9 protein-coding genes are annotated in these 10,977 nt (G+C 64.8%); 6 read left to right on the top strand and 3 right to left on the bottom strand.

Annotated elements, in window-relative coordinates; all coding sequences use genetic code 11:
* On the bottom strand, window positions 1-958 hold a 958-nt coding region (locus tag QZT63_RS09780), incomplete at its 3' end, for a biotin carboxylase N-terminal domain-containing protein (protein ID WP_290650744.1).
* A 214-nt stretch (window positions 959-1,172) separates the two neighbouring features.
* Here QZT63_RS09780 and QZT63_RS09775 point away from each other — a divergent pair.
* The 3 genes from QZT63_RS09775 (at window position 1,173) to QZT63_RS09765 (ending at window position 3,609) form a co-directional block, all read left to right on the top strand.
* On the top strand, window positions 1,173-1,538 hold the full coding sequence (locus tag QZT63_RS09775; RefSeq protein WP_290650742.1) for a phasin family protein: 366 nt from the start codon (window positions 1,173-1,175) through the stop codon (window positions 1,536-1,538).
* Window positions 1,539-1,824: 286 nt separating this feature from the next.
* Window positions 1,825-2,775, top strand: coding sequence for an ATP-binding cassette domain-containing protein (locus QZT63_RS09770; protein ID WP_290650740.1), 951 nt, complete (start codon window positions 1,825-1,827; stop codon window positions 2,773-2,775).
* 69 nt (window positions 2,776-2,844) lie between these two features.
* Window positions 2,845-3,609 (top strand): ABC transporter permease, encoded by a 765-nt coding sequence (locus tag QZT63_RS09765; protein WP_290650746.1) that lies wholly within the window; start codon window positions 2,845-2,847, stop codon window positions 3,607-3,609.
* A 432-nt stretch (window positions 3,610-4,041) separates the two neighbouring features.
* Here the strand turns inward: QZT63_RS09765 and QZT63_RS09760 are convergent, their stop codons facing one another.
* Window positions 4,042-4,572 (bottom strand): DUF3087 domain-containing protein, encoded by a 531-nt coding sequence (locus tag QZT63_RS09760; RefSeq protein ID WP_290650738.1) that lies wholly within the window; start codon window positions 4,570-4,572, stop codon window positions 4,042-4,044.
* A 504-nt stretch (window positions 4,573-5,076) separates the two neighbouring features.
* Here QZT63_RS09760 and QZT63_RS09755 point away from each other — a divergent pair.
* Together QZT63_RS09755 and QZT63_RS09750 are read left to right on the top strand one after the other, a co-directional pair.
* Complete coding sequence (locus QZT63_RS09755; protein WP_290650736.1) at window positions 5,077-5,886, top strand: thioesterase family protein; 810 nt, start codon at window positions 5,077-5,079, stop codon at window positions 5,884-5,886.
* A 183-nt stretch (window positions 5,887-6,069) separates the two neighbouring features.
* On the top strand, window positions 6,070-6,333 hold the full coding sequence (locus QZT63_RS09750; protein WP_290650735.1) for a DUF4242 domain-containing protein: 264 nt from the start codon (window positions 6,070-6,072) through the stop codon (window positions 6,331-6,333).
* 62 nt (window positions 6,334-6,395) lie between these two features.
* Here QZT63_RS09750 and QZT63_RS09745 read toward each other — a convergent pair whose 3' ends face one another.
* A complete protein-coding gene (locus tag QZT63_RS09745; protein ID WP_290650733.1) occupies window positions 6,396-9,542 on the bottom strand; it encodes a BREX system ATP-binding domain-containing protein in 3,147 nt (1,048 codons plus the stop codon).
* A 308-nt stretch (window positions 9,543-9,850) separates the two neighbouring features.
* On the opposite strand from QZT63_RS09745, the gene QZT63_RS09740 reads away from it, so the two are divergent.
* The coding region (locus tag QZT63_RS09740; protein ID WP_290650731.1) for an acyl-CoA dehydrogenase family protein at window positions 9,851-10,977 on the top strand (1,127 nt) is incomplete at its 3' end.

Raw genomic sequence — 10,977 nt, 5'->3', positions numbered from 1 at the left:
CGGCGACGCGAAGCTGGGCGCGGACGATGTCGACGCCGGTGATCGCCTCGGTCACCGGGTGCTCGACCTGCACGCGCGTGTTGACTTCAAGCAGGTAGAAGTTCTTCTGTTCATCGAGCAGGAACTCGACCGTGCCGGCATTCTGGTAGCCCACGTGCCGCGCGATTCTCAGACCCAGCTCGCAGACCTCGGCCCGCTGCGCCCCGGTCAGATAGGGCGCCGGAGCGCGCTCCACAACCTTCTGATTGCGCCGCTGAACCGTACAGTCGCGCTCGAACAGGTGGTAGGCGTTGCCGTACATGTCGCCGAGAACCTGCACCTCGACATGGCGCGCGCGCTCGATCATCTTTTCCAGGTAACCCTCGCCACTGCCGAACGCCGCCTCGGCCTCGCGGCGGCCCTCGCGCACCTTGGCCTCAAGCTCCTCGGGCCCGGAAATGGACCGCATGCCGCGCCCTCCACCGCCCCAGGAAGCCTTGAGCATGAGGGGATAGCCGATCTCTTCGGCCCAGCGGCGCACCTCATCCATGTCGTCGCCCAGCAGCTCGGAGGCGGGGATCACCGGCACTCCAACATCGAGCGCCACGCGCCGTGCGCTCACCTTGTCGCCGAGCGCACGCATGGTCTCGGCCTTCGGGCCGATGAAGGCAATGCCAGACGCGGCGCAAGCGTCCACAAGCGCGGGATTCTCCGAAAGGAGGCCGTAGCCGGGATGGACGGCATCCGCCCCCGCCATACGGGCGACGCGAATGACCTCCTCCACCGACAGATACGCCGCCACCGGGCCGAGCCCCGCACCCACCTGATAGGCCTCATCCGCCTTGAAGCGGTGCAGGCCCAGCTTGTCCTGCTCGGCATAGATCGCGACGGTGCGCTTGCCGAGCTCGTTGGCGGCGCGCATCACCCGAATGGCGATCTCCCCTCGATTCGCGACCAGTATCTTGCCGAATGCGGCCATGTCTCTCCCGGTATCTGTCTCGTCTGCAATCACGGCAAGCATAAACGCCCCCATTTGTTCAAGCCAATCGCTTCGCCGTAGGTACCGGGCCAGAATGTCGTGATCGGGGAACAAAAATGTTGCATCGCACAATTTTCTTCGGTATGATGCATCGCAACAAGGTTGGAGAAGGGCTTCATCCTTGTCTTACTTCACAACCCAACAAGGTGTTGCCATGACGAACCAGACCGTAAATCAGATCAATGAGCAGTTCGAAACCTTCTTTGGCGGCCCGGCGCGCGCTTTCGCCGAGCTGACCATCAGCCACGTGGAAGCCCTGGTGAACGCGCAGGGGGAGGCCACCAAGGCCTATACCGACGTGAGCCTCCAGCAGCTCCGCAAGGCGCTTGAGATCAAGGCGCCCCAGGACGTACAGGGCTACATCCAGAGCCAGCAGGACGTCGCCAAGGAACTCGGCGAGCGCGTCAAGGGTGATGCCGAGAAGGTAGTCGCACTGAACCGCCAGTTCGCTGACGAAGCCCAGAAGCTGACCCAGCAGAACGTGCAGGCTGCCTCCAAGGCCGCCGGCAGCGCCAAGTAAATCGCCCGTACCCCAACCCGGGCTACCCGCCCGGGCAGGGTGAGTCGCGCAAGAACCGCCAGTCCTCCGTGAGGGCTGGCGGTTTTTCGTCGCGCCCCCGCCCGCGCGCCGCACGGCGTACCCTGACCCAGGAGGACCGGCCACGGGGCCACACCGCACGGCAACCGGCCTGTTGCCTCAGCCGCCCATGGAGCGCGATTGACAATCGCGGAGTCCTTCCGCTGAAATCGCACGGCTTCTCCCCCGGAATCTTCTCCATGAATCGCCTCTACATAGGGCAGCGAGTGTGAGCGACGCAATCCAGGCACGAGGCTTGGTCAAGGCCTTCGGCGTGACCCGGGCGCTGGACGGGGTGGATCTCGATGTCCGCTCCGGCAGCATACTCGGCCTTCTCGGCCCCAACGGAGCCGGCAAGACCACGATCGTGCGGATCCTCGCCACACTGCTGCGCCCCGACGCCGGGCATGCCACCGTGGGCGGCTACGACGTGGAAAAGCAGCCCCACCAGGTCCGCCAGCTGGTGGGACTGACCGGGCAATATGCATCCGTAGACGACAAGCTCACTGGCCGGGAAAACCTGGTATTAATCGCGCGTCTCCTTGGCCAATCCCGCGTCGAGGCACGACTGCGCGCCAACGCGCTGCTGGCGGAGTTCGGGCTGACAGATGCGGCCGGACGGGCCGCCAAGGACTATTCCGGCGGTATGCGCCGCCGCCTCGATCTAGCCGCCAGCCTCGTGGGGCGTCCGAGCATGCTGTTTCTCGATGAGCCCACGACCGGGCTGGATCCGCGGGCCCGCCTGGAGCTCTGGAGCCTCATCCGTCGCCTCGTTTCACAGGGGACCACCGTGCTGCTGACTACCCAGTACCTGGACGAGGCGGACAATCTGGCAGACGCAATCGTGGTCATCGACCGTGGCCAGGTCATCGCCGCTGGCACCCCAGAACAACTCAAAGCCCGGGTTGGCGCTCGATCACTGGTGGTACGGGCCCGCGAGGCGAGCAATATCCGGGCGCTTACCGAGATCCTCCTCGAACTCACCGGCACCCGACCGACGATCGACGGACTGCGGCTGACCACGCCGGCGAGCGACCCTGCACTGGTCCCTGCCGTGGTGCGGCGCCTGGATCAGACCGGGTTGACCGTCGACGAACTCATGCTGCGCAGCGCCAGCCTCGACGATGTGTTTCTCTCCATTACCGGGCGCCATGTGGAGCCAGATGACCAGGCCAGCTAATTAAAACAGGAAGGCATCATGACGCAGCACCGCGACAGACCAGGGACCGACATCCTGACCGGGCGAATGATGGACGGGCTGCAGCAGACCAGGACGCTGGCGTGGCGTTCGCTGCTGCAGATTCGCCACAATCCTTGGCAGCTGGGCGATTTCAGCATTCAGCCGATCCTCTTCCTGTTGCTTTTTCTGTACGTATTCGGCGGGGCCATCGCCGGCTCCACTGGGGAATACCTGCGCTTCATCCTCCCGGGCGTCATCGTCATGAACATGGTGTTCGTCACCGTCTACGTTGGCCACGGCCTGAACACTGACCTGACCAAGGGCGTGTTCGACCGGTTTCGCGCACTGCCAATCGCCCGTTGGGCGCCTTTGGCCGGCAGAATCGTGGCGGACCTGGTGAAGCAGGCTTGGTCGATCCTGCTGCTGCTCGCCGTCGGGTTCTTGCTCGGTTTCCGTCTCGGTACATCGGTCACGGGCCTGCTCGCCATGGCCGCCCTGGTCCTGACCCTGGCGTTGGCGGTGTCCTGGATCATGGTTCTGGTGGGTGTCATCGCCCGGGATCCGGAGCACGTGCAGCTGTTCGGCTTTACCGCCCTGTTCCCGGTCACGTTCGTCAGCAACGTCTTCGTCCCGGTGGACACCATGCCGCAGTGGCTACAAGGCGTCGTCAACGTCAACCCGGTCTCCAACCTTGCAGATGCCTCGCGGGGCTTGCTGGTCGGCGGCCCCGTGCTCGAGCCGACGTTGTGGTCCCTGGCCTGGGCATGTGCTATTACCGCGGTGTTTGCACCCTTGTCAGTCTGGGCCCTGAATCGCCGGCTGATGCGTGGCTAGTGTCCTGTAACCGCCGTAACGCGGGCACCCACCGTATGGCGAGTACCCAGTGCTCAATTACGAGGCAACGGCCTCGCGCGCTGCCGCCTTGCGTCAACCACTGCAGCCCCAAATTGGGGAAAACCGGTAGTCCCGTTCCGGAAAGTCTTAATAGACGTGACCACTGGGCGGTGTATGTTGGGCAAGTTGACTCAGGCGGTGCGTAAAGCCTGCAGAAGCGAAGGCGAGGTGGAGATTAAGGAGCGATTGAAATCCTTCTCCTTCGCGCCGACATGATGCGGGAAGCTGCGCGACGACCGTTTAGCGGATCAGGGTTGACGGCAGGTCAGGGTGGGCAATGCCAGGGAATCCGCCGGGAGTGTAGTGGGCACCCCCGGCGGGAGCGGCGTTGGCGAATTAACGAAATGCGGATCCGCCCCATTGTGGGTTACATCAGTGGGAGCAGGCGCGTTTCACCGATTCCAGCCATGCCGGGTCAAGCCGGGTCTGATCGGTGGAGATGCCATGCTCGACCAACTTCCGCTTTAGCGCCTCACTTTCCAGCAACAACTCATGGAGTGCGGTGAGGTTGCCTTCCAGGCGGTGCATGTGCTCCAGACCAAGGTGGTAGAACCGAAGCAGCTTCATGGCGTCTCGATCACCCGCCGCCACCCGCGCCTCCACTTGGTGCTGAACGTTGGTGATTCGCATCAGGTGGCGCTTCAGCTGCCAACCGTACACCGCTGACGCCATCCAGGGCTGATGCCATAGCTTGAATCGAACGAGCGCGACTGTCACCACCACACCCGCCAGCACACCGCCCAGGTTCCATCGGAAATTGTTGCCGCCGGGCTCGCCGAACACGGCGACCGAGAGGGAAGCGAGCGCCATCGCCACCACGGCGAAGATCACAATGACGATCAGACTACTCTTGCGCGTTTGCCGCCGATACGCGTCGGGGTCTAGGTGCTGGAGCTCAAACATTGGGACCCCCCATGCCGCGGCCCCGAACCATCACGCTTGCCGCCGCCCGGCGGCACTCTGCACCCAGGCGTTGATCGCCGAGGCCCAACAGGCGTCGCGGCCTTTCACGACCCCGACTGGCATGGTAGCGACGGGCGAATGGGGGCTCCAAGTCATTATGGTGTGCGCTCGGTGCGCGTCCTCGGCTCGCCAGCGAGTGAGAACCGCTCACTGCATGTCATCGACGGCGGATTACGCTACGCTAATCCGCCCTACGGGTACCGTGTCAAGCCATGCCATGGCACCGGGTCCGATCGAAGGGCGTAGTCAGTTAGCGCAAGCGTAATGCACCATTATCTGCTGCACGCCGACACCCGTGAGGCTCTGGTTTCAGCGCCATAATTTAGAATTGCTGGCCCGATGCCAGTGTACTGTACAGCATCTCGCCCGGATGGTTGAACAACGCTCCACCATTGCCACTGCTGTCTTACCGACCGACTCAACAACACAATGGAATTGACGGCCATGTCCGATGCGCTTTTCCTGTGTGACCAGGATCGCTATATCCCCACAAACCGGAGCCTTGGGCCTTGGAGCCTTGAGTATCTACATGGCGGCCCGGTGGTGGGGCTGATGGCCCACGCGATGCAAAACGCCCTGGGCCCCACAGATCTGCGGCTCGCGCGGTTGACCGTCGATTTGCTCCGGCCGGTCCCGCAACAACCTCTGACCGTCGCCACCCGTACCATTCGTCCTGGCCGGCGCCTGCAGCTCCTGGAAGCCCGACTGCTAGCCGATGACACAGAGGTCAGCCACGCTTCTGCCCTTTACCTGGAACAGGCCTTGGTGGATGTTCCGTCGCGCGGGCGATTTCAAGGCAATGGTCTACAGCCGCCCGTCGATGAGACCGCGAACAGCCTGTCAGAGGCGTCGGGCTGGGGATCGCGGTACACTCCGGAGGGTTTTCACACCACAGCGCAGGCGGTCGTGCTCGACGGTGTCCAGGGCGATGGCTATGGCTGCGTATGGATGCGCCTACCCCTGCCGTTAGTTCACGGCGCGCAAACCAGCCCCAGTGTCATGGCCGCAACGTTGTGCGACTTTGGTAACGGCGTGGGTCAGCTCAACCTCGGCCGTAATCGGGGCTGCATCAACGCCGACGTCACGCTGTACCTGCACCGCCCGCCCATCGGCAAATGGCTCGGCCTGGAGGCGCACAGCCACATGGAAACCAACGGCATGGGACTGGTGGAGACCACCTTGTTCGATGCCCAGGGCCCGATCGGGAGGGTTCTCCAGGGGACCATCGCCACGAGCATGCCGGGGCGGAGGTAACCCCTACTCCCCACAGGGCAGGGACACATGACCAAGTCCCGTGTGCGCCGGCGAAGCCGCTTAGCGAACGCGTCGTCGGCCCCCGAGACTGGAAACGGGCCATTCCCCGCCTATAGTTATCAATGGCGGACGCTATCTCCGAGCCCCTTGACTGCTGCCCGTCTCCAACAAGCGGAGGTCGCCATGCCGCTTTTCCTGATCGAACGCCAGTTCGCCGAGCAGATCGAGGTGAGTGACGAGGCCGTCCGGGCAGTTACCGAGGTCAACGACGAGGTCGGCGTCAACTGGCTGTATTCTTTTCTGAGCGCAGACAAGAAGAAGACCTATTGCCTCTATGAAGCACACAGCGCGGAAGCGATCCGCGAAGCCGCCAGAAGGGCGGGATTGCCGGCCGACGTGGTCGTGGAGGTGGACCGGATCGGGCCCGGGAGTGTGGCGAGCGCTTGAGAAAGCAGAACCGATGGCGCGGCGTGGGAGCCTGACGGCGACCCCGGCACAATGGGTGCTGCTCAGCGGCTTGCGGTAAGGCGCTGCCGGATGCGCGCCTCCAGGCCGCTCATGCCGAGTTCACACGCAGTGGCCAGGGCGCGCTGCAGCGGCGGGCGCGCCCTGATCGCATTTCCCGGGCCGCCCTCGAGCAACAACCGCCCATAGGCTTCCCGGGTCCGGGCCAGCCAAGGCCAGGCGCCCATGCGCTCGTTGAGCGCCATTGCCGCTTCGAAATGGGCTACCGCGTCCCGCCGCTGCCCGAGGCAGTGCGCCAGCAAGCCAAGATAATGCGCACCCGCGCCGAGACAGGCCACGCTGGCACCGGCAAACAGCACGCGGGCTCGATAGGGCTGAAGCTGATCGTAGATGGTTACCGCATGGCCCTGCTCACCGAGCTCCACCGCCACCTCGGCCAGGAAGGCCAGACAAGCGGGCCAGAGCGCATCCCGCGGCACCGCAGCGAAATCATCCCGCACGAGTCGCTCCAGCGCAGCGCGGGCCTCCTCCGTCATACCGAGCTCGACATAGATGAGTGCGAGCCCCGGCTGCCAGACGGCATCGGCCGGCTGTTCCCGTGAAATGCTGCGCACGGCGAGGCTGAGCTCACCGAGGCGCCCCTGATCGCGTCGAATGACGAACATCTGCACGCCGAAGATGCCCTCGGCGGCATCGCGCCAAATCCGCCTGCCGCGCTCAAGCGCCTGCACCGCGAGCCGCTCGCCTTCCAGGTAACGCCCCTCAAGGATCGCGCGCATGGCCCGATAGACCAGGTGCTTGTGCGCATCGAATGGCCGGCGGGCGCCCTCGCCAAGCTCGCGGGATCTTGCCCGATGCGCGTCCGCAGCAGCGATGTCTCCCTTCTCCATTAGATAGAAGGAGCACAGATCATGCCCGTCGCACTCGAGCTGGGAGTCGCGCAGCGCCTCCGCCAGCACGATCACCTCGCGCGCCGCCGCAAGACGCACGTCGAGCTCGTCGCCCGGGTAGCGCGCGTAGAGCCATGCGCGCAATGCCATGGCCAGCGCCCTTTCGTTCCCGACACGCCGCGCCATGGCGATGCCCTCGGCGGCCGTCGCCTGGCCCCGCTGCACCTGGCCGTCGTTGACCACCACTACGGCGAGTGCGCTGAGCAACTCGACACGGAGCGCGCTGTCTTCCCTTGAGAGCAGGCTCAGCGTTTCTTCCACCAGTTGCACGGCCCCGGAGCCACTCACGCCCACCTTCGAGGTGATGTATTCGAGAATGCGGCAGGCTTCGATGAGGCCCTCGACATGACCGATCCGGCGTGCCAGAGCCGCCGCACGGCCGATCCAGTCCAGTGCCTCGCCAATGTGGCCTGCCTTGCTGAGCGAGCGCGCGACCGCCAGCGTCACGGTGCACCATTGTCGTTCATCGTCGGCTTCAGCAAGCTCGACCATCTCAAGCGCCGCCTGGTAATAGCCCGCGGCCTCCTCATGGGCGAGCATCCACTCCGCCTTGACGGCAGCACGCAGGTTGTACTCAAGCGCCTTGGCCCCATGACCTGCGGTGGCTGCCTTGGAGAAGTGGTAGGCGAGCTGCACCAGGTGGGGTTCGCGGACGGAATGGTGCTGTTGCTCGATGATGGCGCCGATGCGTGCATGAATTCGGGCGCAACGCGAGGCGCTGAGCTCGTCGTACAGCGTTTCGCGTATGAGCGCATGACTGAATCGGAAGCACAACCCGGCGCTGTCCTGCGTGATCACGCCATTGTTCTCCGCCTCTTCCAGCGCACGGTGCAGGGTCTCGTCGTCGATGTCGTGAAGGAGTCTGCGCAGCACGCGCGGTGAGAACTCGCGGCCGATCACCGCCGCTTCGCTCAATACTCTGTTGCAAGTCGCTGACAGGTGATTGAGACGCTTGCCCAGCAGCTCGCGAATGCCTTGCGGGATCGCGATCACCAGTGGCTGGCCCTGCGGCGCCTGAATGGTTGCCTGGCCGGGCTTCACGACGCCCTCGGTAATGAGCAGCCTCACCAGCTCGGCGGCGAAGAACGGATTGCCCTCGGTGTGCCGATGGATCGCGTCGGTCAGTTCGCCGGGCGCTCGCGCGCCGGTGACTGCCTCGAAGAATGCTGCAACCTCGTCGCGGCCGAGTCCCTGCAGCTCGAGCCGGCTAAAGAGCGATTCCCGATTCAGCACCCCAAGGATGTCGAACAGCGGATGCTGGCGCGTGACTTCCGCCCCGCGGTAGGTCCCGAGAAAGAGTACTGGACTGTCGGTGAGGTTTTGCGCCAGAAACGCGAGCAGCAGCAGTGAAGGCGGTCCCGCCCAATGCAGGTTGTCGAGCACGAGCACAAGGGGTGTTCGCCGGCTGACATGCTGTAGGTAGCGCGCGATCGAATCAAACAGCCGGAAGCGATTCTCCTCGGCGTAATCAAGTGCTTCGGCCGGCTGCACGCCCAGCTGTCTGGCAAGCTCGGGCACGATGGTCGCAATGTCGGCGGCGCCGGGGCCCATCTCCTCGCGCACCCGCTCGGCATCACTGACGCCGATGAGTGCCCGCAGTATCTGCACCCAGGGCCAGTAGGGCGGGCCGGCCCGCTCCTCAAGACTGCGGCCCCACAGCACCGTGAGCCCGCGCAGCGATGCCTCTTCGGCAAGGCGTTCGGCGATCCGGGTCTTGCCGATGCCGGCTTCGCCGGCGACGAGCACCAGCTGGTCACGCCCGCCCAGGCAGGTATCCAGCGCGGCGCGCAGCTCCTCCATTTCGCGCTCGCGCCCCACGAACAGCTGCGAGAGCCCGCGCAGGCTGCACCCCATCGAGTGCCTCTCGTGGCCGCTTTCCCCCGAGGGCGCGGCAGCCGGTGGGGATGCCGCCTGCGCGGGCTCCACAGGGGCGGTGAAACGGTACCCGCGGCGCGGAACGGTTTCGATATAGCGTGGCCTGCGCGCGGAATCGCCAAGCGCGAGACGCAGCTTTCGGATCGCGGTGTTGAGGTGGTCATCAAGGATGCCGTAGAGATCATCGGGCCAGAGCCGCGTGAAGATCTGCTCGCGCATGACGACCTCGCCCGGCCGCTCGAGCAGCATCGCCAGGACCCTCAAGGGCATCTCCTGCACCTCCACCCTGCGCCCGGCTTTGCGCAGCTCGGCGCCGGCCGGGTCAAACTCGAACGGACCAAAGCGCAGCGTGGCGCCCCGTGGCATTTCAGATGTCGCGCTGACCATACCGCAATAGTAATCCCATAGCCCGGCCGGTTCAGCTCCGGGAGAAAGCCGCATGCCGGGTCAGAAGAGGCATAACATATTCATTCGATTGGGATTATTTCGGCGTCAGCAGTTCAGCTCGAGTTCATGGAGGACGCTGCCCCCTTTTGCTCTCATGGTCTGTGCCACACGCAGTGGGCCGTACGAGGCGGAAGGCGTAGCAACCGTCCCAGGACGGATTCGATCGCGACCGTTCAGCACCCAGCTCGCAGCCGCCACACGCCACGCTCAGACACCCGGAGGGGAACATGACCGCACATCAGATGAAGATCACCGCAACACAGATGGAAGGCTCCATGAGCGCACACCTTCTCGACCGCGTCGAGCGTCTCCGCCCGGTGCTCGAGGCCAACGCGCCAAAGGCCGACGCCGAGCGCAAACTCCCACAGGTTGTGTTCGATTCGATGTACGACGCGGGCCTCTTCGCAATGCTCGCGCCGCGGGCCTACGGCGGTTTCGAGCTGCCTCCGAGCGAGGCCATGCGCGTCTGGGAGGCCGTAGCCCGCATCGACGCCGCAGCGGCCTGGAACCTGGTGATGAACCAGGGCTTTGCGTGCGCTGCAGCCTGGTTGCCCGAGGACGGAGCGCAGGAGCTGCTAGGCGACGGGCCCACGACGATCGCCGGTCCATTTTTCCCGCCCGGCTCAGCACGCCGAGTCGACGGCGGGTGGCAGGTTACGTCCCGTGGACCTTACGCCAGTGGTTGCCACAACGCCCGCTGGTTCTGGTTGTCGGCTCTCGAAACACAAGGCGGAGAGCCGGTCGTGGATCCGGACTCCGGGGACCCGATTGCTTACGGCTTCTTCATTCCCCGCGAAGAGGCCGAAATCTTCGATACTTGGCACACCCTGGGCATGCGGGGAACGGGCTCGGCGGACATCGGCGTTGCCGACGTGTTCGTACCCGACCGGCGTGCGATGCGGATGGGGCCGTTGCAAGCCCCTGCGCCGGGGTTCGAGGGCCCCCTCTATCGAATGTGGCCGTTGAGCGCGGTGCTGGGGGAAACAACGGTGTCGATTGGCATCGCCGCAGCGGCGGTCGACGCGATCGTTGATCTAGTCAAGGTCAAGACGCCCGCATTCAGCGCTACGGCCTTGCGTGATCAAGCGGTCGCGCAGCATGCCGTCGGGCGGGCAGCCGGCAAGGTCAATGCCAGTCGGGACACCCTGCACGCTGCCGCCCGCGAGGCTTACGAGGAGACCAAGGCCGGCGGCGAGCTGCTCTCCTGGGACGCGAAAATCCGATTGCAGCTTGCTGTCAACTTCGCCGCCGAATCGTGCGCGGAGGCAGTGCGGCTCGTCCACGCGGTGGCAGGCGCTTCGGCCATTCGCCTGGAGTACCCGTTCGAACGCTTGTTCCGCGACATCCACACCCT

The organism is Aquisalimonas sp., from assembly GCF_007120195.1.
GTDB lineage: Bacteria > Pseudomonadota > Gammaproteobacteria > Nitrococcales > Aquisalimonadaceae > Aquisalimonas.
Note: the sequence above shows the minus strand (reverse complement) of the source record. Positions and strands in the feature narration are given on the sequence as shown.